Origin of the sequence: Desertihabitans brevis (genome assembly GCF_003327535.1) — a bacterium.
In the GTDB taxonomy this organism is placed as follows: domain Bacteria; phylum Actinomycetota; class Actinomycetes; order Propionibacteriales; family Propionibacteriaceae; genus Desertihabitans; species Desertihabitans brevis.
The window spans coordinates 138,946-160,025 of record NZ_QOUI01000002.1 but is presented as its reverse complement, the minus strand read 5'-3'; the positions used below and the strand labels follow the sequence as shown (position 1 = coordinate 160,025).

Below are 21,080 nucleotides of genomic sequence, written 5' to 3'. Positions count from 1 at the left end.
GCGGCGATCTCGGCCCGGGCCAGTAACGTCGCTGCCGTGCCGACCGCTCTGAACCCGCTCCGCCCGCCCGCGCCCGCGACGGCACTGGAGCAGCTGGTGCGCACCGCGGGGGAGACCGGGCTGCAGCGCGGCGCGGACCGTCCGGTGACCGGGCTGACGCTGGACTCCCGCCAGGTCCGCCCCGGCGACCTGTACGCCGCGCTGCCCGGCCAGCGCACCCACGGCGCCCGGTTCGCCGGCGACGCCGTCGAGGGCGGCGCGGTGGCGGTGCTCACCGACCGCGCCGGCACCGAGCTCCTCGGCGACCTGCCCGACGGAACCGGCCTCGTGGTGGTCGAGGACGCCCGCGCCGCCACCGCCCGGCTGGCCGCCGTGCTGTACCGCCACCCCGCCGAGCGGCTGGCCATGCTGGGGGTGACGGGCACCAACGGCAAGACCACCACCACCATGCTGGTCGAGGCGGCGCTGACGGCCGCGGGCATCCCCACCGCGACCGTGGGGACCCTGGGCTTCCGGGTCGGTGGGGAGGTGCTCACCGGCGAGCGGACCACCGTCACCACGCCGGAGGCGCCTGACCTGCAGGCCCTGCTCGCCGCGGTCGCCGGCCGCGGCGCCGAGGCGGTGGCGATGGAGGTCTCCTCCCACGCCCTGGTGCTCGGCCGCACCGAGCCGGTCGTCTACGACGTCGCCGGCTTCACCAACCTCGGCCGCGACCACCTCGACTTCCACCCCGACCTCGAGGCCTACTTCGAGGCCAAGGCCACCCTGTTCACCGCCGAGCACACCCGACGGGCGGTCATCTGCCTGGACAGCCCCGCCGGGGCGCGGCTCGCAGAGCGCTGCCGGCGGACGAGGCTGCCGGTGGTCACCACCGGACCCGGCGGCGACTACCGCGCCGAGGACGTCCGCGCCACCCCCGGCGGGACGGTCTTCGACCTGCTCGGCCCCGGCGGCCGGGTGCCCGTCGAGCTGTCCCTGCCCGGGGAGCACAACGTCTCCAACGCCGTGCTGGCGCTGGCGATGGTCGACCAGCTGGGGGCGTCCGGACGGGTCCCCGTCCCCGACCTGGCCCGGGCGGCCGGCGGGCTGGCCCGCGCGGTGGTCCCCGGCCGGATGCAGCGGCTCGAGCTGCCTCCGGGCTCCCCGGTGGTGGTGGTCGACTTCGCCCACACCCCGCAGGCGGTCGAGGCGACCCTGCGGGCGCTGCGGGCCGGGCTGGCCGGCGGCCACGGGCGGCTGGTCACCGCCTTCGGATGCGGCGGCGACCGCGACCCCGAGAAGCGCCGCCCGATGGGCGCGGCGGGCGCCCGGTACGCCGACGTGGTCGTCGTCACCGACGACAACCCGCGCAGCGAGGACCCGGCCGCCATCCGGGCCGAGGTGCTGGCCGGCGCGCGGGCGGAGGCCGGGCCGGGTACCGAGGTGCTCGACGGCGGCGCCCGTCGAGACGCGCTGCGGCTGGCCCTGGAGCTGGCCGGCCCCGACGACCTGGTCGCGGTGCTGGGCAAGGGCCACGAGACCGGTCAGGAGGTGGCCGGCGTGATCACCCCCTTCGACGACGCGGCCGTGCTGACCGAGCTGGTGCACGCGGTGCACGGCTCGGCGGCCACGCACGGCACGGGAGGAGGACGCGGTGCAGCCACGCACGCTCGCTGAGCTCGCGCACCAGGTGGGCGGCACGGTGCACGGCCCGGGCACGGCGACGGTCGGGCCCGACGTGGTGATCGACTCCCGCCGGGCCGGTGCCGGCGCCCTCTTCGTCGCGCTGCGCGGTGAGCAGGTCGACGGCCACGACTACGCCGCCGCGGCCGCGGCCAACGGGGCCGCCGCGGTGCTCGGCCAGCGGCCCACCGAGCTGCCCACCGTGGTGGTCGACGACGCCGTCGCCGCGCTGGGGCGCCTCGGCCGGGCCTGCGTGGACGCCGTCCCCGGGCTGACCGTGCTGGCCGTCACCGGCTCCTCGGGCAAGACCTCCACCAAGGACCTGCTCGCCCAGGTGCTCGAACCCGCCGGGGAGTGCGTGGCCCCGGAGGGCAACCACAACAACGAGATCGGGGTGCCGCTGACCGCCACCCGGGTCGGGCCGGGCACCCGGTTCCTGGTCAGCGAGATGGGCGCCCGCGGCGTCGGCCACATCGCCTACCTGTGCACCCTCACCCCGCCCGACGTCGCCATCGCGCTCAACGTCGGTACCGCCCACCTCGGCGAGTTCGGCGGCCGGGACGCCGTCGCCCGGGCCAAGGGCGAGATCGTCGCCTCCCTCGACCCCGACGGGTGGGCGGTGCTCAACGCCGACGACGAGCGGGTGCTGGCGATGCGCGAGCGCACCCGCGGCCGGGTCGCGCTGTTCGCCCTCGACGCCCGTCCGCCGCAACCGGCCGACCGGGCGGTCTGGGCCACCGACGTCCGCGCCGCCGAGGCCGGCCGCTACCGCTTCACCCTGCACTGCGCCGACGCCGAGGGCGAGGACGCCTGCGAGGTCGCCCTGGTCGGCGTCGGACGCCACCAGGTGGCCAACGCGCTGGCTGCCGCCACCGCCGCCCGTTGCGCCGGACTCGCGCTGCCCGCGATCGGCGCCGCGCTCAGCACCGCGTCCTCCCGCTCCCGCTGGCGGATGGAGGTCGCCACCCGCGACGACGGGGTGGTGGTGCTCAACGACTCCTACAACGCCAACCCCGAGTCGATGCGGGCCGCCCTCGCGGTGGCCTCGGAGCTGGTCGCCGAGCAGCGCCGCAGCCGTCCCGGGGCGCGGCTGGTGGCCGTCCTGGGCGACATGCTCGAGCTGGGGGAGTCGACCACCGAGGAGCACATCCGCCTCGGTGCCGACGCCCGCGCGGCCGGGGTGGACGAGCTGGTCGTGCTCGGCGACCAGGCCGCCGAGGTGCTGGCCGGGTTCGCCGGTCCGTCCGGGCGTGGGAGGCGGCCCGAGGTCGACGTTCCCGCTACGGTGCTGCAGGCACCCGGCCAGGTCGCCGGTCTGCTGGAGCCCCGGCTGGCCGCCGGGGACGTGGTGCTGGTGAAGGCCTCGCGCTCGCTGCAGCTGCAGACGGCGGCCGAGGAGCTGGTCCGGGGGACGCAGACGCAGCGGAGGGAGAAGGAGTGACGGTGTCGGAGCGGAGCGACCGCACGACCGCCCGGCGGGACGTCCCAGGGCCTTCGGAGGCCACCTCGTGGTGACCATCCTGCTGGCCGGCGGGCTGGCCATGCTGGGCACCCTGCTCGGCACCCGCCTGGCCATCGGCGTCCTCGTCCGCCGGGGTTACGGGCAGTTCATCCGCGACGACGGCCCCACCGCCCACCACACCAAGCGCGGCACGCCGACCATGGGCGGCCTGGTCATCATGGCCTCGGTGGTGCTGGCCTACCTGCTCTCGCACCTGCTCACCTGGACGCCGATGAGCATCTCGGCCGGGCTGCTGCTGTACCTGTTCGTCGGGCTCGGCGTGGTCGGCTTCCTCGACGACTGGATCAAGATCTCCCGGCAGCGCTCGCTCGGGCTCAACAGCAAGGCCAAGCTCATCGGCCAGGCGCTGGTCGGGGCCACCTTCGGCATCGCGGCGCTCAGCTTCCCCGACGAGCGCGGGCTCACCCCGGCCTCGCAGTACGTCTCCTTCTTGCGCGACCTCGACCCGCTCTACCTGGTGCTGCCGGTGGCGGTGGTCTGGTTCATGCTGCTCATCGCCGGCGCCAGCAACGCGGTCAACCTCACCGACGGCCTGGACGGGCTGGCCACCGGCGCCAGCGCGATGGTCTTCGCCGCCTACGCCATCATCAACATCTGGCAGTACAACCAGGCCTGCGCCTCGGTCACCACCGCCAGCTCGCGCTGCTACGAGGTGCGCGACCCCTACGACCTGGCCGTGGTCGCCCTCTCCCTGGCCGGGGCCTGCTTCGGGTTCCTGTGGTGGAACGCCTCCCCGGCCAAGATCTTCATGGGCGACTCCGGCTCGCTGTCCCTCGGCGGGGCGCTGGCCGGGATGGCCATCCTCACCCGCACCGAGCTGCTGCTGGTGGTGCTCGGCGGGCTGTTCGTCGTCATCACCCTGTCGGTGATCCTGCAGGTCGGCTGGTTCAAGCTCAGCAAGGGCAAGCGGCTGTTCAAGATGGCGCCGCTGCAGCACCACTTCGAGCTGATCGGCTGGGCCGAGATCACCATCGTCATCCGGTTCTGGATCGTCTGCGGGCTGTGCGTGGCCGGTGGGCTCGGGCTCTTCTACGCCGAGTGGGTGGCGGGGCTGTGAGGGACTGGATCGCGTCCGCGGACGGCGCCTCGCCCTGGCCGCAGGCCCGGGTCCTGGTGGCCGGGTTGGGCACCTCGGGGTTCGCCGCCGCTGACGGGTTGCTCGAGCTCGGCGCCGACGTGCAGGTGGTCGACGAGTCCGACTCGGCCACCAACGCCGAGCGGGCCACCCTGCTGGAGACCCTGGGCGCCCGGGTCCGGCTCGGCGCCGGCAGCACCGACCGGCTGCCCGGCGAGGTCGACCTGGTGGTGACCTCCCCCGGATGGCGGCCCAGCACGCCGCTGCTGCGCCAGGCCGCCGACGCCGGCGTCCCGGTGTGGGGGGAGGTGGAGCTGGCCTGGCGGCTCAGCGGGCCGGCGAAGCGCGTGCCCTGGCTGGCGGTCACCGGCACCAACGGCAAGACCACCACGGTGCAGATGCTGGAGTCGATGCTGCGTGCGGCCGGTCTGCGCACCGGCGCCTTCGGCAACGTCGGACGCCCGCTGATGGAGGCCGTCCTCGACCCCGAGCCCTACGACGTGCTGGCCGTGGAGCTGTCCAGCTTCCAGCTGCACTGGTCGCACAGCCTGCAGATGCACTCCGCGGCCGTGCTCAACCTGCAGCCCGACCACCTCGAGTGGTACGCCGACGCCCCCGACCCGAGCAGCCAGGACGCGCGGGACCGCGCGAGCAGCCAGGACGCGCGGGACCGCGCGAGCAGCCCGGACGCGCGGCACCGCGCGATGACGGCCTACCGCCGCGACAAGGCGCTGATCTACGAGCGGGTCACCCACTCCTGCGTCTACAACGTCGCCGACCGGGCCACCGAGCAGATGGTGGAGGAGGCCGACGTCACCGAGGGCGCCCGGGCGATCGGGTTCACCCTCGGCACCCCCGCCCCCTCGATGATCGGGGTGGTCGACGACCTCATCGTCGACCGTGCCTTCGTCGCGCAGCGGCGCGACTCCGCCCTGGAGCTGGCCAAGCTGTCCGACGTCACCCCGTTCGCCCCGCACAACGTCGCCAACGCGCTGGCCGCGGCTGCGCTGGCGCGCTCCTTCGGCGTCCCGGCCGCCGCGGTCGCCGAGGGGCTGCGCACCCTCACCCCGGGCGAGCACCGGATCCAGACCGTGGTCGAGCGCGACGGCGTCCGCTGGGTCGACGACTCCAAGGCCACCAACCCGCACGCCGCCGGGGCCAGCCTGGCCGCGTTCGAGTCCGTGGTCTGGGTGGCCGGCGGGCAGGCCAAGGGCACCACCTTCGACGACCTGGTCACCCGTCACGCCGGACGTCTGCGCGGGGCCGTGCTGCTCGGCGTCGACCGCGCGGTGGTCGCCGGGGCGCTGCGCCGACACGCTCCCGATGTGCCGGTGATCGAGGTGCCGGGCACCCACACTGGGGTCATGGAGGACGTGGTGCGAGCGGCGGCCGGTCTGGCCCGCCCCGGCGACGTCGTCCTGCTCGCCCCCGGGTGCGCCAGCCTCGACATGTGGCCCGGCTACGGCGCCCGCGGTGACGCCTTCGCCGCCGCCGCCCGTTCCCTCGCCCCGCCGGGACCCCCAGGGGAGTGACGTGACGATCCTCTCTTCCCCGTCGTCGTCCGACCGCTCCGCCGAACCGACCTCCCCGGACGCCTCTCCCGGCGTCTCGAGCAGCCTCCGCCAGGCCCTGGCCCACCCGCTCGCCAGCTTCTGGCTGGTGGTGGTCTCGGCCGGCCTGCTGCTCGCGCTCGGCACCATGATGGTGCTGTCGGCCTCGAGCGTGGTCGGCCAGGTGGAGTACGACGACCCGTACTACTACGTCAAGCGCCAGATCGTCTTCCTGGTCGCCGGGCTGGGTGCGCTGTGGTTCCTGGCCTACCGCCCGCCGCGCCACCTGCGGGTGCTGGCCTGGGTGAGCTGGTTCGTCTCGGTCGGTCTGCTGCTGCTCCTCTTCACCCCGCTGGCGGTGAGCGCGGGCGGCAACACCAACTGGGTCGCCATCCCCGGTCTGGACTTCTTCAACATCCAGCCCTCGGAGCTGGCCAAGCTCTCCATCGTGCTCTGGGGCGCCGACGTGCTGGACCGCAAGGAGAAGCTGCTCGAGCAGCCCCGCCACCTGCTGGTGCCCTACGTGCCGATGGTGGGCGTGCTCGTCGGGCTGACCCTGGTCGGGCGCGACCTGGGCACCGCGGTGGTGATGGGGGTGATCATCCTCGCCGTGCTGTGGATGGTCGGCACCCCGCTGCGGCTGCTGGCGCTGCTGGGGCTGCTGGCCGCCGGCGGTGCGGCCGCGCTGGTGCTCACCAGCGAGAACCGGGTCAACCGGTTCCTTCTCTTCCTCAACCCCGTCGAGGACACCGACGGCATCGGCATGCAACCCACCCTCGGGGTGTGGGCGCTCGCCTCCGGCGGCTGGTGGGGGGTCGGGCTCGGCGCGTCCCGGCAGAAGTTCGGCGGTCTGGTCGAGGCCCACACCGACTTCGTCTTCGCCATCATCGGCGAGGAGCTCGGGCTGGTCGGCACCCTCACCGTGCTCACCCTGTTCCTCGTCCTGGGCTACGCCGGGCTGCGGATCGCGCTGCGCTCCGACACCACCTTCTGCCGGATGCTGGCGGCCGGGATCACCGCCTGGTTCATGGGCCAGGCGCTGATCAACCTCGCCGTGGTGCTGCGCCTGGCACCGGTGATGGGCGTGCCGCTGCCCTTCGTCTCCTACGGCGGTGCGGCGATGCTGGTCAACCTGGCCGCGCTCGGGCTGCTGCTGGCCTGCGCCCGGGAGGAGCCCCAGGCCCGGCGGCTGCTCAAGCGCCGGAGCAGCTCGCCGCGGCCGCGGATGACCGCCGTCGTGCCCCAGACGTCCACCGGCCGCACCAGCCCTGCCGCGACCCCGTCGAAGCCGCCCGCCGCCACCGGCCGGGACCGGCGCCGCCCGGCACCGGGCACCCGACGACGACGCTGACCCGGTCACCGGCGCTCGCCGGTTCCAGCCGGTGGCCCGGATCGGGCAGGCTGGGCGCCGGCCCGACCGCGGGCCGCACGTCCGGACGCCCCGTCCACGGGCCGCCGGGCGCACGAGGACGACGCAGACCGGCCGGGTGCCGGCCGCACGAGGAGAGGAACCGATGGCCCACGTGGTACTCGCCGGCGGTGGATCGGCCGGCCACACCTCGCCGCTGATCGCGACCGCCCAGGCCCTCGTCGAGCTCGACCCGCAGGGGACGGTCAGCGCGGTCGGCACCGAGCGCGGGCTGGAGACCACCGTCGTCCCGGCCGCCGGGCTGGAGCTCGACCTGGTGCCGCCGGTGCCGCTGCCCCGCCGCCCCACCCCCGACCTGCTCAGGGTGCCGCACCGTCTGGCCGGCGCCGTCGGCCGGGCCGCCACCGTGCTGCGCCAGCGGCGGGCCGACGTCGTCGTCGGGTTCGGCGGGTACGTCGCCATGCCGGTCTACCTGGCGGCGCGGCGGCTGCGCACCCCGATCGTCATCCACGAGCAGAACGCCGTGCCGGGGTTGGCGAACCGGGTGGCCAGCCGGTTCACCCGTGACGTCTTCACCTCCTTCCCCGGCACCCCGCTGGCCGGTGCCCGCTACCTCGGTCTGCCGGTGCGCCGCCAGATCTCCCGGCTGGACCGCGCCGCCGCGCGGGCCGGTGCCCGGGCGGCCTTCGACCTGCCCGCCGACGGCCCGGTGCTGCTGGTCAGCGGCGGCTCGCAGGGGGCGCGCAGCATCAACACCGCGCTGGCCGGGGCGCGGGAGCGCCTGCTCGCCGCCGGTGTCTCGGTGCTGCACGTGCTGGGCCGGGCCAACATGACCCCCGACATCCAGCCCGCCGACCACCCCGGCGGCGCCCGCTACCGGCCGGTGGCCTACGTCGAGGCGATGGAGCAGGCCTACGCCGCCGCCGACCTGATGGTCGGCCGCTCCGGCGCCGGCACCGTGGTGGAGACCGCGATGGTCGGCCTGCCCGGGGTGTTCGTGCCGCTGCCGCACGGCAACGGCGAGCAGGAGCGCAACGCCGACCCGCTGGTGGCGGCCGGCGGTGCCGTGGTGGTGCCCGACGCCGAGCTGTCGCCGGACCGGCTGGCCGAGGTGGCGACCGCGCTGCTCACCGACCCCGGACGGCTCTCGGCGATGTCGGCGGCCGGCCGCGACCTGGTGCCGGCCGATGCCGCCGAACGGCTCGCCGAGCACGTGCTGGCCGCCGCCGGCTCGGCGGGAGGCCGCTGATGGGGCTGGTCGAACCCGTCCAGCTGGTCGCGCCCGACCAGCTGGCGCCGGTGCACTTCATCGCCGTCGGCGGCTCCGGGATGAGCGGCATCGCCGCGCTGTACGCCGAGCTCGGCCTCGAGGTCAGCGGCAGCGACCGTGCCGACTCACCGGTCCTCGCCTCGCTGGCCGCCCGCGGGGTGCGCACCTTCGTCGGGCACGCCGCCGAGCAGCTCGGGTCGGCCCGCACGGTGGTGGTCTCCACGGCCGTCGGGCCGGACAACCCCGAGCTGGTCGAGGCGCACCGCCGCGGTCTGCGGGTCTGGCACCGCAGCGCGGCCCTGGCGGCGCTGATGCTGCCGCGGTCCTCGGTGCCCGCCCCCCGCGGGGTGGCGGTGGCCGGCACCGCCGGCAAGACCACCACCTCGGCGATGGTGGCCAGCACCCTGGTCAGCGCCGGGGCGGACCCCACCTTCGTGGTCGGCGCGCCGCTGCAGCGGTGGGGGACCAGCGCGGGCCTGGGGACCGGGCCGGTGGTGGTGGAGGCCGACGAGAGCGACGGCTCCTTCCTGCAGTACCCGGCCGAGGTGGTGGTGGTGACCAACGTCGAGCCCGACCACCTCGACAACTGGGGCACCCCGGCCGCCTACGCCGACGGCTTCGCCCGCTTCGCCGGACGTCCCGGGGTGGGGGCCGCCGTGCTCTGCGCCGACGACCCCGGCTGCCAGGTGCTCGCCGAGCGGCTCGCCGAGCTGGGCGACGAGGGGCCGGAGCAGGTGCTCTACGGCGAGTCCCCGCTGAGCGACCTGGTGCTCGAGGAGGTCACCGTGCACCCCACCGAGACGACGGCCCGGCTGACCTGGCGGGGGAGCGAGACCGGGCTCCTCCGGGTGCCGGGCCCGGGTCACCACCTGGCCCTCGACGCGGCCGCCGCCTATGCCGTGTGCCGGCTGCTCGGGGTCGACCACGAGACCGCGCTGGCCGGGCTGGCCGACTTCGGCGGGACGGCCCGCCGCTTCCAGCTGGTCGCCGACGTCGGCGGCGTCCGGGTGGTCGACGACTACGCCCACCACCCCGCCAAGGTGCGGGCCGCGCTCGCGGCCGGCCGCGCCGCCGCCGGGCGCCGGCTGGTGGTCTGCTTCCAGCCGCACCTGTTCAGCCGCACGCGTGACTTCGCCGACGACTTCGGCGCCGCGCTCGCGCTGGCCGACGAGGTCGTGCTGATGGACGTCTACCCGGCGCGGGAGGAGCCGCTGCCCGGGGTGGACTCCGGGCTGGTGGCCGACGCCTGCGCCGTCCGGCTGGGTGCCGAGCACGTGCACTGGGTGCGCCGCCGGGAGGAGGTGGTGTCCCGGCTGCGGGAGCTGGTGCGTCCGGGCGACCTGGTGATGACCGTCGGCGCCGGCGACGTCACCGCGGTCGGCCCCGAGCTGGTCCGCGCCCTGGCCGGACCGGACGGCGTCCGCTGATGGCACGCCGCCCCCCGGTCTCCGACGCCCGACCGGCCCTGCAGGCCCGACGCCGGCAGGGACGCCGCCGTCGCCTGAGGACCGTCCTCGTGCTGGTGCTGGTGCTGGCCGTGCTGGGCGGGCTCGGCTACCTCGTCGGCTGGTCCTCGGTGCTGGCGGTGCGCTCGGTGCGGGTGGAGGGGACCGCCGTGCTCACCCCCGAGGGCGTCCGGGAGGCGGCCGCGGTGCCGTCGGGGCGTCCGCTGGTGCGGCTGGACACCGAGGCGATCGCCGCCCGGGTGGCCGCGCTCGCCCCGGTGGAGTCGGTCGAGGTGCACCGTCGGGTGCCCGACACCGTCGTGCTGGCGGTGACCGAGCGCACCCCGGTGCTGGCCACCGCGCGGGACGGCCGCTGGGCGCTGGTCGACCGGGCCGGCGTCGCCTTCACCACCGTGGCGGAGGTGCCCGACGGCGTCGTGCCGGCCGTGCTGGGGGAGGAGGTCGCACCGGAGCAGCGGGAGCGGCTGCTGGTCGACCTGGCCACCGTCGTCCGCGCCTGCCCGCCGGAGCTGCTCGAGCAGGTGCGGTCGGTCAGCGCCAGCTCCGCCGACACCCTCACCCTGCGGCTCACCGACGACCGCCGGCTCGACTGGGGCAGCGCGGAGGACTCCCCGCTCAAGGCCGAGGTCGCCACCGTGCTGCTGCGCCAGGAGGGGGAGGTCTACAACGTCTCCGTGCCCTCCCACCCGACCGTCCGCTGAGGCCCGAGCGCCTCACCCTGAACCTCACCTTGAGACTGTCGGCGCGTCGTGCGGCATTGTTGGACGCGGCTCCGAGGGCTCTCATAGCCTGACCGGACGCCGCACCCGGCCCGCGCCCGGTCGGACCCCTCCCGGGACAGACACTGCAGAAAGAGGCGGACGCCTGATGACGAACCCATCGCAGAACTACCTCGCGATCATCAAGGTCGTGGGTGTCGGCGGCGGCGGAGTGAACGCCGTCAACCGGATGATCGAGGCCGGGTTGCGGGGCGTGGAGTTCATCGCGGTCAACACCGACGCGCAGGCGATGCTGATGAGCGACGCCGACGTGAAGGTCGACATCGGGCGCGACCTCACCCGGGGTCTGGGCGCCGGCGCCGATCCCGACAAGGGACGGCAGGCGGCCGAGGACAACGCCGAGGAGCTGGAGAACACCCTCAAGGGCGCCGACATGGTCTTCGTCACCGCCGGCGAGGGCGGTGGCACCGGCACCGGGGCCGCGCCGGTGGTGGCCCGGATCTCCCGCGCGCTGGGGGCGCTGACCATCGGCGTGGTGACCCGCCCCTTCGGCTTCGAGGGCCGCAAGCGCTCCAAGCAGGCCGAGGAGGGGATCGCCCGGCTGCGCGAGGAGGTCGACACCCTCATCGTCATCCCCAACGACAAGCTGCTGCAGATGACCGACCACCAGGTCGCCATCCTCGACGCCTTCAAGCAGGCCGACCAGGTGCTGATGCAGGGCGTCTCGGGCATCACCGACCTCATCACCACCCCCGGCCTGATCAACCTCGACTTCGCCGACGTGAAGTCGGTGATGTCGAACGCGGGCTCGGCGCTGATGGGCATCGGGCAGGCTCGCGGTGAGGACCGGGCCCGGGTGGCGGCCGAGGCGGCCGTCTCCTCCCCGCTGCTGGAGGCCAGCATCGACGGGGCGCACGGGGTGCTGCTCTCCATCGCCGGCGGCTCCGACCTCGGCCTGTTCGAGGTCTCCGCGGCGGCCAACCTCATCGAGGCCGCGGCGCACGAGGAGGCCAACATCATCTTCGGCACCGTGATCGACGACGCCCTGGGCGACGAGGTCAAGGTGACCGTCATCGCCGCCGGCTTCGAGAACGGCGGCCCGCCGCGCCGGCAGCCCGGGGTGAGCCGCGGCGCCGACGTCCGGCCCACCACGCAGCCGCCGGCCGGCCGCCCCGGTACCGCCGCCCCGGCCGGCCAGCCCGCAGCTCCCGCCGGCACCGGGCAGGCCCCCGCCGGCCAGCCCGCCCCGAACCGCACCCAGCCCGCGCCGGGCCAGCAGTCCTCGGGCCAGCCCAGCCAGCCGGCCCGGCCGGCCCCCCGGCCGTCCTACCCTCCGGCCGGCGAGGACGACCTGGACGTCCCCGACTTCCTCAAGTAGGTGTTCGCCGCCACCGAGGTGCGCGACGGCGTCGGCGTCGCCTTCACCGACCGCTCGGGCGGGGTGACGCAGGGCACCATGGGCAGCCTCAACCTCGGCCGCAGCAACCTCGACCCCGACGGGGTCCGGGAGAACTTCGACCGGGTCCGCTCGGCGCTCGACGTGCACACCGTCGTCGCGCTGGGTCAGGTGCACACCCCCGACGTGGTCCAGGTGACCCCGGAGCTGGTCGCCGGCTGGGGCGAGCACGGCCACCTGGGCAGCTCGCTGCCCGGCCAGAGCCGGCTCCCGGTCGCCGACGCCATGGTGGCCACCGACGCCATCGGCACCGGGGTGGCGCTCGCGATCCGGGTCGCCGACTGCCTCCCGGTCGTGCTGACCGACCCCGCCGCCGGCGTGGTCGGGGCCGCGCACGCCGGACGGGTCGGCCTGCTGGCCGGCGTGCTGACCAACACCGTGGACGCGATGCGCCGCGCGGGCGCGGGACGGATCAGCGCCACCATCGGGCCGCACGTCTGCGGCGCCTGCTACGAGGTGCCGACCGAGATGCAGGACGCCGCCGCCCGCCAGCACCCGCGGATCCGGGCCACCACCAGCTGGGGCACCCCCTCCCTCGACCTCGGTGCCGCCGCCCGGGACCAGCTGGAGCAGCAGGGGGTGACGGTGCACTCGCTCGGGCGCTGCACCCGCACCGACGAGGAGCTGCACAGCCACCGCCGCGACGGCGCGCAGAGCGGCCGGCAGGCCGCCCTGGTCTGGTTCGCCTGACCGCGCCGTAGCGCCGGCAGAACTGCCGCGTGTCGGCGCGTCCGCCGCGCCGTCTGGGTGCTCCCGGGCACTAGTGTGGGACGCGCACACGGTGCACGACGACGCGCGGGACGGAGGCACGACGATGGCAGGGCGACTCAGGGGAGCAGCCGAGTGGCTGGGGCTGGTCTCGAACGACCGCTACGCCGAGGAGGAGTGGGCCGACGACGAGCTCACCGCCGACGTCCCCAGCGCACGGGAGGCCGCCGCCCGGGCCGAGAAGACCCCGGAGACCGGGTCGGCGAAGGTCACCGACCTGTCCACCCGGCTGCCGAGCCGCGCCGAGACCGTCCCGGCCGTCACGGCCACCCCGGCGGCGACTGCGCCGGCACCCACCCCTGCTCCCCGCGAGGCTGAGATGACCCGGATCATCACGGTCCACCCCCGCACCTACAACGAGGCGCGCACCATCGGTGAGCACTTCCGCGACGGGGTGCCGGTGATCATGAACCTCACCGAGATGGAGGACGTCGACGCCAAGCGCCTGGTCGACTTCGCGGCTGGTCTGATCTTTGGCCTGCGTGGCACCATCGAACGTGTCACCAGCAAGGTGTTCCTGATCTCCCCGCAGAACGTCAACGTGACCGCGGAGGACAAGGAGCGCATCGTCGGCGGGTTCTACAACCAGAGCTGACGACTGACCCCGGGCCTCGTCCGGGAGAGAGGCCGCACGCGTCGTGTTGTACCTGATCGGAACCGTCATCAGCGTGCTGCTCGGGCTCTACTGGATCATCCTGCTCGCCCGTCTGGTGCTCAGCTGGGTGCCGATGTTCAGCCCCCAGTGGTCGCCCAAGGGACCGGTGCTGGTGGTGGCCGAGGCCGTCTACACCGTCACCGACCCGCCGCTGCGCTTCCTGCGTCGGTTCATCCCGCCGCTGCGGGTGGGCCAGGTCGCGGTCGACCTCTCCTTCATGGTGCTGTGGCTGCTCGTGCTCGTCCTCGTGCAGGTCAACGCCGCGCTCTTCCTGCGCTGAGCCCGCACGGTTCCCGACCGCCGCCCGGCACCCGGTGCCCCGACGCCGGCCGGAGAGCCTCGACCCCGGCTCCACAGTTGAGGGTGCGTGGCTCGGGTGGCTTGGGTATCGTCGGCGGGAGTCGCGCCCGATCGACGAGAGGTGAGAGATGACCCTGACGCTGGAGGAAGTCCGTAACACCAAGTTCCACATGGCCCGGCGTGCGGGCTATGAGGTGACGGACGTCGACCTCTTCGTCGACCGCGTGGAGGCCTCCTTCGCCCAGCTGGTCGAGGAGAACCAGATGCTCAAGCGTCAGATCGAGACGCTCAAGGCATCGCAGAGCGCTCCCTCCCCGGCCGAGAGCGGCGAGGACACCCTGCGCCAGCCGGCCCCGGCCAAGGAGAAGCAGCCCGAGCCGGCCGCGCCCGCGCCGCAGCCCGCCGCACCGCAGCCCGCCGCGGAGAAGCCCGAGCAGGTCACCGCGGTGGCCGGCAACGGCACCGAGAAGATCGTCGTGACCACTGGCGCCGAGGCCAGCCCGGCCGTGGTGCGTCTGGTCCAGCTCGCCACCGAGCAGGCCGAGAGCCTGGTCACCGAGGCGCAGGCCGAGGCCAAGAAGACCGTCGAGGACGCGCGCGACGAGGCGAAGAAGACCGTCGAGGGCGCCAAGCGCGAGGCCCACGAGATCACCACCGATGCCCGCACCAAGGCCGAGCGGGTGGAGTCGGAGGCGCGGGTCAACGCCGAGCGCGTCCGCAACGAGGCCACCGCCAAGGCCGACGACCTCAACCGCCAGGTGGAGGAGCGCCGCACCCAGCTGTTCACCGAGCTGGAGTCCGAGCGCGACACGCTGCGCGCCTCGGTCCGCGAGCTGCGCGACTTCGAGGCCGAGTACCGCGGCACCTTCACCAACCTGCTCCAGGAGCAGCTGCAGCGGGTGCAGAACCTCGACGTGCAGCCCAAGCAGCGCCCGGTGCTGCTCGACGACGAGAGCGAGGGCGAGGGCGAGGGCCCGACCCCGGCCGGCCGTCGCGGGCACGCCCAGGGCACCGCGACCCCGCGGCTGGATGCGCTGATCCGCGACAACGGCTGAGCCCGCCGACCGGTCGCCGAGCACACCTGGCAGGGCCCCACCTCCCGGTGGGGCCCTGTGCCGTCCCCGCCCCCGGAGGAGCGGCCGGCCCGACGGCGCCGTGTCCGTGACCGCCAGGACGTGCGCGGGTCGTGTACTGTCCACCGCGTCCTCCGGCGCACGGGCGTCCGGGAGGCAGGAGGAGGCACGATGAGCTCGGCCAAGCGTGGCGCCGCAGGGGCGGCGAAGGACCTGTCCTGGCGGACGTCGGTGGACCCGGCCGCGCTGCCCTTCCGCGACGGCGAGGAGCCGTGGACCAGCGAGGAGGTCCACGAGCTGATCGAGGAGCTGCTGGCCGACATCGCCAAGCAGGAGGCGGCGGTCGAGCTGGCCGAGCACGAGCTCGCCGACATGCGCGACGGCACCGACGGCGCGGGACGCGACCCGGCCGACGTCGGCGCCAACAACTTCGAGCGCGACCAGGAGATGACCCTGGCCCACAGCGCGCGGGAGATGCTGGAGCAGGGCCTGGTGGCGCTGCGCAGCATCCGCGACGGCCACTACGGCGCCTGCGAGAACTGCGGCCAGCCGATCGGCAAGGGCCGGCTGCAGGTGTTCCCGCGCGCCACCCTGTGCGTGACCTGCAAGCAGCGTGAGGAGCGTCGCTGATCCCCGAGGACACCAGCACCCTCGCTGCACCCGAACCCGTCCGGGGACGGGTCCGGCCGGCGGTGGCCCGCGCCATCATCCTCGGCGTCCTGGTGGTCGGCTACGGCCTGGACCAGCTCACCAAGCACCTCGCGCTCAGCCATCTGGCCGAGGGCGACCCGGTGCGGCTGCTCGGCGGGCTGCTGACCCTGCGGCTGATCTTCAACTCCGGCGCCGCCTTCGGGATGGGGGAGGGCGTCACCATCGTCTTCACCCTGCTCTCGGCCACGGTGCTGGTCGTGCTGCTGGTGCTGCTGTGGCGGGTCCGGCACCGTGGCTGGGCGCTCGGCTTCGGGCTGCTCGGCGCCGGCGTCTGCGGCAACCTCACCGACCGGCTGGTCCGTCCGCCGGCCCCGCTGCACGGGCACGTGGTCGACTTCCTCGAGCTGCCCTACTTCCCGGCGATCTTCAACGTCGCCGACGTCTGCGTCACCTTCGCCGCGGTGACCATCGCCTGGGTGTCGCTGTTCGGCCAGGCCAGCCTGCGCGGCGAGCGGGTCTCGTGAGCGCGCCGGCGACCCGGTCGGGACGGTGGTCGCGGTGGTGAACCGGGTGCTGCTCGTCCCCGACGGCCTGGACGGGGACCGGGTCGACGCCGCCGCCGCCCGGATGCTCGGGCTCTCCCGTAGCCAGCTGGCCGAGCTGATCGGTGCCGGCCGGGTGCTGCTCGACGGCCGTCCGGTGGCCAAGTCCGACCCGGTGAGCGCCGGGGCGATGCTCGAGGTCGACCTGCCCGAGGAGCGGCACGGGGTCGAGGTGACCCCCAGTGTGGTCGAGGGCGTGCGGATCGTCCACGACGACGCCGACCTCGTGGTGGTCGACAAGCCGGTCGGGGTGGCGGCCCACCCCACCCAGGGCTGGGACGGCCCGTCGGTGGTGGAGCACCTGGCCGGGGCCGGGTTCCGGATCTCGACGTCCGGCGCACCGGAGCGGCAGGGGATCGTGCAGCGGCTCGACGTCGGCACCTCCGGGCTGATGGTGGTGGCCAAGAGCGAGCACGCCTACACCCTGCTCAAGCGGGCCTTCCGCGACCGGACGGTCGAGAAGGTCTACCACACCCTGGTGCAGGGCCATCCCGACCCGTTCGACGGCACCATCGACGCCCCGATCGGGCGGCACCCCGGCAACGACTGGAAGATGGCGGTCGTGGACGGCGGCCGGCACTCGGTCACCCACTACCGCACGCTGGAGGCCTTCGTCGGCACCACCCTGCTCGAGGTGCACCTGGAGACCGGGCGCACCCACCAGATCCGGGTGCACCTGCAGGCCATCCGCCACCCCTGCGTGGGCGACCCGGTCTACGGCAGCGACCCGGTGCTCGCCCGCCGGCTGGGGCTGGAGCGGCAGTGGCTGCACGCCGTCCGGCTGGGGTTCGTGCACCCCGGGACCGGCGAACCGGTGACCTTCACCTCGTCCTACCCCGACGACCTGCAGGCCGCCCTCGACATCGTCGCCGCGGGCTGAGCGGGCCAGCGTCGCACTGGTCTGAGACGTCCCTGCCCACTGGTCTGGTCGGGTCCCGGTGGGTGGACCGGGCACCGCCTCCGATGTGCTGGCAGGAGCGGGGATGAGTAGGGTCGGGGAACGTGCGTAGAGCGAAGATCGTGTGCACGCTCGGGCCGGCAGTGGCCTCCCCCGAGCGGATGAAGGAGCTGGTCGAGGCCGGCATGGACGTCGCCCGGTTCAACATGAGCCACGGCGACCACAGCGAGCACGAGGAGCGGCTCACCAACCTGCGGGCGGCCGCCGCCGAGGTCGGGCGCACCGTCGGCCTGCTGGCCGACCTGCAGGGCCCGAAGATCCGGCTCGGGCGGTTCGCCGAGGGCAAGGAGAACCTCGCCCACGGCGCCCGCTTCACCATCACCACCGACGACGTCGAGGGCGATGTCGAGCGCTGCTCGACCACCTACAAGGGTCTGCCCGGCGACGTCAGCCCGGGCGACACCATCCTGGTCGACGACGGCCGGCTGACGCTGCGCGCCGAGGAGGTCACCGACACCGAGGTGGTCACCAGCGTGGTGGTCGGCGGCCCGGTCTCCAACAACAAGGGGATCAACCTGCCCGGCGTGGCGGTCAGCGTGCCGGCGATGAGCGAGAAGGACGTGGAGGACCTGCGCTGGGCGCTGCGCAGCGGTTTCGACATGGTGGCGCTGTCGTTCGTGCGCACCGCCGCCGACGCCGAGGCCGTCCGCCAGATCATGGCCGAGGAGGGACGCACCGTCCCGGTGATCGCCAAGATCGAGAAGCCGCAGGCGGTGGAGAACCTCAACGAGATCATCGACGCCTTCGACGCCTTCATGGTCGCCCGCGGCGACCTCGGCGTGGAGCTCCCGCTGGAGGAGGTGCCGCTGGTCCAGAAGCGGATCGTCGACGCCGCCCGCCGGTGGGCCAAGCCGGTGATCGTGGCCACCCAGATGCTGGAGTCGATGATCTCCGCCCCGCGACCCACCCGGGCCGAGGCGAGCGACGTCGCGAACGCGGTGCTCGACGGCGCCGACGCGGTGATGCTGTCGGGTGAGACCAGCGTCGGGCAGTACCCGATCGTCACCGTGCAGACGATGGCCCGGATCGTCGACAACACCGAGAGCCACGGGCTGGAGAAGATCAGCGCCATCAACTGGGACCCGCACACCACCGGGGGCGTCATCGCCAAGGCCGCGGCCGAGGTGGCGGAGCGGATCGGGGCCAAGTACCTGGTGGCCTGCACCCAGAGCGGGGACTCCGCGCGCCGGCTGTCGCGGCTGCGCTCGCCGATCCCCGTGGTCGCCTTCACCCCCGAGCAGCAGACCCTGCAGACGCTGACCCTGTCCTGGGGTGTCGACGCCTACAAGGTCGACACCGTCGGCAACACCGACGAGATGATCCTCATGGTGGAGGCCGAGCTGGAGCGCCTCGGCCTCGCCGTGGAGGGGGAGCGCGTCGTGATCGTGGCCGGCACCCCGATGGGGGCCTCTGGCACCACGAACATGGTCCGCGTCCGCCGGATCGGCGGGCCGCTGAAGTGAGCCCCGGGCCGCGCCCCCGCGGGCGGCCCAGCGGATCGCAGGAGGGTCCGGCGTCACCGGCGCCGGGCCCTCCGCCGTCCCCGGCGGTGTGAGACTCCTCATGCGCAGGGGCCCGGCGGGGAGTGCCCCGAGTGGGACTCGAACCCACACTGAATGGTTTTTGAGACCATCGCCTCTGCCGATTGGGCTATCGGGGCGGGGCGTCGTCCACCGTAGTGCATGCGGGGCGTCCGGACGCGCGACGGCGCCGTGGATCGTGCCGCAGCGGCACGCCGACCCTTCCCCGACGCGGTACGGTGGCCCCCGGACCAGCGTCCACCCGAACGACCCACCGAGCGGCAGAGGCAGAGCGAGTGACAGAGGCAGAGGCGACCGAGAGCAGCGCGTCCACCGGCAGCAAGCCCCGGGTCCTGGTGGCCGAGGACGAGGCGCTGATCCGCCTCGACCTCGTCGAGCTGCTCACCGACGAGGGCTACCAGGTGGTGGGCGAGGCCGCCGACGGCGAGGCCGCGGTGCAGATGGCCCAGGAGCTGCGTCCGGACCTGGTGGTGATGGACGTGCAGATGCCGAAGATGGACGGCATCACCGCCGCCCAGACGATCGCCGAGGAGCGGATCGCGCCGGTGGTGATGCTGACCGCGTTCAGCCAGCGCGAGCTGGTCGAGCGGGCCCGCGAGGCCGGGGCGATGGCCTACGTGGTCAAGCCGTTCGAGGCCTCCGACGTGGTGCCGGCGATCGAGATCGCCATCGGCCGGTTCGCCGAGATCCGCGCGATCGAGGCCGAGGTGGCCGACCTGTCGGACCGGCTCGCCTCCCGCAAGGCGGTCGACCAGGCCAAGGCGCTGCTGCAGACCGGTCTGGGTCTGAGCGAGCCCGAGGCGTTCCGCTGGATCCAGAAGACCGCGATGGACCTGCGCAAGTCGATGCGCGAGGTGGCCGAGGGCGTCATCGAGCACGCCAAGAACAACAAGGCCTCCACCATCAAGCGCCCCACCCGCTGACGAGTCCCCGACGCGCCCCGGCCCATCCCGGCCGGGGCGCGTCGTCGTCCCCCGGACGCGTGCCGGACCCGGCCCGCCGCAGATGCTCGCGTGACGGGCGCGTTACGGCGGGAACATTCCTCCGACAGGTGGATAACGAAGTGGCAACGAGCACGAGTCGGGCGATTCCCGGCGGGTTCGCCCGGGCGTAGTGTTCGGCTCGACTCGCGGGGGAGTGGCTCCGCGCGGTCGTTCACACCAGGAGGAATCGTGGCGAAGAACCGCATTCTCGTCGCAGGGGCCACCCTGCTGGCGGCGGCGATGGCGTTGACCGCGTGCGGCACGCGCGCCGAGGAGGGCGGAGGTGGCGCCGAGGGCGGCGCCGGCGGCGGTGGCGGTGAGACCAAGACCGCGGTCATCGGTGTGGTGGCGCCGCTGTCGGGCGACCTGGCCCCCCTGGGCCTGGGCATCCAGCACTCGGTCGAGCTGGCCGTGCAGCAGGCCAACGAGTCCGGCGCGATCCCCGGCTGGACGCTGGAGGTGCAGCCAGAGGACGATCAGGCCACCCCGGACGTCGGCCGCAACGCCGCCACCTCGCTGTCCTCCGACGCCGACGTCGTCGCGATGGTCGGCCCGCTGAACTCCTCGGTCGGCCAGGCCGTCCAGCCGGTCTTCGACGCCGCCGGCATCCTGCAGGTCTCCCCGGCCAACACCAACCCCTCGCTCACCCGTGGTGCGAACTTCGACACCGCGCCCGAGCGCACCTACCCGACCTACTTCCGCACCTGCACCACCGACTCGATCCAGGGCCCGTTCGCGGCGCGCTACCTCTACGAGACCGCCGGCATCACCCGGATCGCGACGGTTCACGACAAGAAGGCCTACGGCCAGGGCCTGGTCGAGGCGTTCAGCGCCGAGTTCGAGGAGCTGGGCGGGGAGATCGTCGCCGCCGAGACCATCAACCCCGAGGACGACAACTTCTCCGCCGTCATCACCTCGGTCGGCAGCGGCGACCCCGAGGCGCTCTACTACGGCGGGGAGTACCCGCAGTCCGGCCCGCTGTCGCAGCAGATGAAGGCCGCCGGCCTCGACATCCCGCTGATGGGCGGTGACGGCATGTACAGCCCGGAGTACATCGAGCTGGCCGGTGAGCAGTCCGAGGGCGACCTCGCCACCTCCGTCGGCGCCCCGGTCGAGGACCTGCCCTCGGCCCAGCAGTTCGTCACCGACTACGAGGCCGCGGGCTTCCCCGACCCGTACGAGGCCTACGGCGCCTACTCCTACGACGCGGCCCAGGCCGTGATCGAGGCGCTCAAGGTCTCCCTGCCCGAGGCCGAGACCGCCGAGGACGCCCGCGAGGCCACCGTCGAGGCCATGGCCAGCGTGTCCTTCGAGGGCGCCACCGGTCCGGTCGCCTTCGACGAGTTCGGCGACAACACCACCCGGATCCTCACCGCCTACAAGGTCGAGGGCGGGGCCTGGGTGGCCGACCAGACCGACGAGTTCGAGGACTGACCCACTCCACACGTCAACCACACGAC

At 74.1% G+C, this 21,080-nt stretch carries 19 protein-coding genes and 1 tRNA gene; 19 read left to right on the top strand and 1 reads right to left on the bottom strand.

What is annotated here, in order from left to right; genetic code table 11:
* The first annotated feature begins 36 nt into the window (after nt 1-36).
* From DT076_RS04075 to pyk, 17 genes are all read left to right on the top strand, one after another.
* Nucleotides 37-1,656 (top strand): UDP-N-acetylmuramoyl-L-alanyl-D-glutamate--2,6-diaminopimelate ligase, encoded by a 1,620-nt coding sequence (locus DT076_RS04075; protein ID WP_233493624.1) that lies wholly within the window; start codon nt 37-39, stop codon nt 1,654-1,656.
* 13 nt (nt 1,657-1,669) lie between these two features.
* Nucleotides 1,670-3,103 (top strand): UDP-N-acetylmuramoyl-tripeptide--D-alanyl-D-alanine ligase, encoded by a 1,434-nt coding sequence (locus tag DT076_RS04070; RefSeq protein WP_325048355.1) that lies wholly within the window; start codon nt 1,670-1,672, stop codon nt 3,101-3,103.
* Nucleotides 3,104-3,170: 67 nt separating this feature from the next.
* A complete protein-coding gene (gene mraY / locus DT076_RS04065) occupies nt 3,171-4,241 on the top strand; it encodes a phospho-N-acetylmuramoyl-pentapeptide-transferase (RefSeq protein WP_114125377.1) in 1,071 nt (356 codons plus the stop codon).
* Nucleotides 4,223-5,791: a Mur ligase family protein gene (locus DT076_RS04060; protein WP_407642702.1), complete on the top strand. Its 1,569-nt coding sequence runs from the start codon at nt 4,223-4,225 to the stop codon at nt 5,789-5,791. The genes mraY and DT076_RS04060 overlap by 19 nt, the downstream gene beginning before the upstream one ends.
* A 1-nt stretch (nt 5,792) precedes the next feature.
* A complete protein-coding gene (gene ftsW / locus DT076_RS04055; protein WP_199538949.1) occupies nt 5,793-7,160 on the top strand; it encodes a putative lipid II flippase FtsW in 1,368 nt (455 codons plus the stop codon).
* 163 nt (nt 7,161-7,323) lie between these two features.
* On the top strand, nt 7,324-8,427 hold the full coding sequence (murG, locus tag DT076_RS04050) for an undecaprenyldiphospho-muramoylpentapeptide beta-N-acetylglucosaminyltransferase (RefSeq protein WP_114125375.1): 1,104 nt from the start codon (nt 7,324-7,326) through the stop codon (nt 8,425-8,427).
* On the top strand, nt 8,427-9,875 hold the full coding sequence (gene murC / locus DT076_RS04045) for a UDP-N-acetylmuramate--L-alanine ligase (RefSeq protein WP_114125374.1): 1,449 nt from the start codon (nt 8,427-8,429) through the stop codon (nt 9,873-9,875). The genes murG and murC overlap by 1 nt, the downstream gene beginning before the upstream one ends.
* A complete protein-coding gene (locus DT076_RS04040; RefSeq protein ID WP_114125373.1) occupies nt 9,875-10,615 on the top strand; it encodes a cell division protein FtsQ/DivIB in 741 nt (246 codons plus the stop codon). Before murC ends, DT076_RS04040 begins: the two co-directional genes overlap by 1 nt.
* Nucleotides 10,616-10,781: 166 nt before the next feature.
* A complete protein-coding gene (gene ftsZ, locus DT076_RS04035) occupies nt 10,782-12,011 on the top strand; it encodes a cell division protein FtsZ (RefSeq protein WP_114125372.1) in 1,230 nt (409 codons plus the stop codon).
* A complete protein-coding gene (locus DT076_RS04030; RefSeq protein WP_233493623.1) occupies nt 12,012-12,779 on the top strand; it encodes a polyphenol oxidase family protein in 768 nt (255 codons plus the stop codon).
* Between the two features lie 124 nt (nt 12,780-12,903).
* Complete coding sequence (locus tag DT076_RS04025; protein WP_114125638.1) at nt 12,904-13,452, top strand: cell division protein SepF; 549 nt, start codon at nt 12,904-12,906, stop codon at nt 13,450-13,452.
* A gap of 43 nt (nt 13,453-13,495) precedes the next feature.
* A complete protein-coding gene (locus tag DT076_RS04020; protein WP_233493622.1) occupies nt 13,496-13,792 on the top strand; it encodes a YggT family protein in 297 nt (98 codons plus the stop codon).
* 148 nt (nt 13,793-13,940) lie between these two features.
* Nucleotides 13,941-14,867 (top strand): DivIVA domain-containing protein, encoded by a 927-nt coding sequence (locus tag DT076_RS04015; protein ID WP_114125371.1) that lies wholly within the window; start codon nt 13,941-13,943, stop codon nt 14,865-14,867.
* 189 nt (nt 14,868-15,056) lie between these two features.
* A complete protein-coding gene (locus DT076_RS04010; RefSeq protein WP_114125370.1) occupies nt 15,057-15,515 on the top strand; it encodes a TraR/DksA family transcriptional regulator in 459 nt (152 codons plus the stop codon).
* Nucleotides 15,516-15,577: 62 nt separating this feature from the next.
* The gene (gene lspA / locus DT076_RS04005) at nt 15,578-16,060 is read left to right on the top strand and encodes a signal peptidase II (protein WP_114125369.1); all 483 of its coding nucleotides are present in this window, start codon (nt 15,578-15,580) and stop codon (nt 16,058-16,060) included.
* Nucleotides 16,061-16,097: 37 nt separating this feature from the next.
* Nucleotides 16,098-17,018: an RluA family pseudouridine synthase gene (locus DT076_RS04000; RefSeq protein WP_114125636.1), complete on the top strand. Its 921-nt coding sequence runs from the start codon at nt 16,098-16,100 to the stop codon at nt 17,016-17,018.
* Nucleotides 17,019-17,140: 122 nt separating this feature from the next.
* On the top strand, nt 17,141-18,559 hold the full coding sequence (pyk, locus tag DT076_RS03995; RefSeq protein ID WP_114125368.1) for a pyruvate kinase: 1,419 nt from the start codon (nt 17,141-17,143) through the stop codon (nt 18,557-18,559).
* A gap of 123 nt (nt 18,560-18,682) precedes the next feature.
* On the opposite strand, the gene DT076_RS03990 is transcribed toward pyk, so the two are convergent.
* Nucleotides 18,683-18,756, bottom strand: a tRNA-Leu gene (locus tag DT076_RS03990).
* Nucleotides 18,757-18,912: 156 nt separating this feature from the next.
* Here DT076_RS03990 and DT076_RS03985 point away from each other — a divergent pair.
* Together DT076_RS03985 and DT076_RS03980 are read left to right on the top strand one after the other, a co-directional pair.
* Nucleotides 18,913-19,560: an ANTAR domain-containing response regulator gene (locus DT076_RS03985; protein WP_114125367.1), complete on the top strand. Its 648-nt coding sequence runs from the start codon at nt 18,913-18,915 to the stop codon at nt 19,558-19,560.
* 249 nt (nt 19,561-19,809) lie between these two features.
* Nucleotides 19,810-21,054 (top strand): branched-chain amino acid ABC transporter substrate-binding protein, encoded by a 1,245-nt coding sequence (locus DT076_RS03980; RefSeq protein WP_199538948.1) that lies wholly within the window; start codon nt 19,810-19,812, stop codon nt 21,052-21,054.
* Nucleotides 21,055-21,080 lie beyond the last annotated feature (26 nt).

What these genes read in the sequence shown, in the direction of transcription:
- murG (WP_114125375.1), top strand. Translation starts at nt 7,324, where the DNA reads ATGGCCCACGTGGTACTCGCCGGCGGTGGATCGGCCGGCCACACCTCG.
- murC (WP_114125374.1), top strand. Translation starts at nt 8,427, where the DNA reads ATGGGGCTGGTCGAACCCGTCCAGCTGGTCGCGCCCGACCAGCTGGCG.
- DT076_RS04040 (WP_114125373.1), top strand. Translation starts at nt 9,875, where the DNA reads ATGGCACGCCGCCCCCCGGTCTCCGACGCCCGACCGGCCCTGCAGGCC.
- ftsZ (WP_114125372.1), top strand. Translation starts at nt 10,782, where the DNA reads ATGACGAACCCATCGCAGAACTACCTCGCGATCATCAAGGTCGTGGGT.
- DT076_RS04025 (WP_114125638.1), top strand. Translation starts at nt 12,904, where the DNA reads ATGGCAGGGCGACTCAGGGGAGCAGCCGAGTGGCTGGGGCTGGTCTCG.
- DT076_RS04015 (WP_114125371.1), top strand. Translation starts at nt 13,941, where the DNA reads ATGACCCTGACGCTGGAGGAAGTCCGTAACACCAAGTTCCACATGGCC.
- DT076_RS04010 (WP_114125370.1), top strand. Translation starts at nt 15,057, where the DNA reads ATGAGCTCGGCCAAGCGTGGCGCCGCAGGGGCGGCGAAGGACCTGTCC.